This is a genomic window from Pseudomonas sp. 18173, from assembly GCF_050432945.1.
Classification (GTDB): domain Bacteria; phylum Pseudomonadota; class Gammaproteobacteria; order Pseudomonadales; family Pseudomonadaceae; genus Aquipseudomonas.
Genome location: NZ_JBKFTN010000080.1, coordinates 1 through 740 on the forward strand (window position 1 = coordinate 1; position 740 = coordinate 740).

Here is a 740-nt window from a genome sequence, read left to right on the forward strand (position 1 = left end):
CCGCTGGAACAGGCCTGGCAACGCGTCCTGCAACCCTCGGCCGCGGGCCTCAACAGCCAGTGGCAACGGGCGATCGTCAGCGACTGGCACAGCGCTTTCGCCGGCCGCTATCCCTTTGCGGCCACCACCAACGACGCTTCCCTGCCCATGCTCGGGCAGATGATCCGCGCCGATTCCGGGCGCATCGAACAATTCCTGCAGCAACAACTGGGCGGCGTGCTGCGCAAGGAAGGCAGCCGCTGGGTGGCCGACTCGCGGCACAGCCAGGGCCTGCGTTTCAACCCGCAGTTCCTTGCAGCGATCAACCAGCTCAGCCACCTGGCCGACGTGCTCTACACCGACGGCGGCATGGGCATGAGTTTCGAATTGCAGGGCAAACCGGTGCGCGATGTGGTGCAAACCACCTTCATCCTCAACGGCGAAAAACACCACTACTTCAACCAGAAAGAAAGCTGGCAACGCTTCAGCTGGCCGGGCTTCACCAGCCATCCAGGTACCCGCCTGACCTGGACCAGCGTGGTTGCCGGTGAACGCCTGTTCGGTGATTACGAAGGCACCTGGGGCCTGATCCGCCTGCTGGAAAAAGCCAAGGTCACGCCGCTGACCGACAGTGGCAGCCAGGTCCGCCTGCAGCTAAAGGCGCCGGACGGCATCGACCTGACCTGGTACCTGCGCACTGAACTGGGGGCGGGGCCGCTGACCTTGCTCAAGCTGCGGGACTTCAAGTTGCCGACGCAGAT

The 740-nt window shown here is 64.1% G+C and carries 1 protein-coding gene; it reads left to right on the plus strand.

From position 1 onward, the window contains the following. On the plus strand, positions 1-740 hold a 740-nt coding region (locus ACLD1X_RS29150; protein WP_429373738.1), incomplete at both ends, for a type VI secretion IcmF C-terminal domain-containing protein.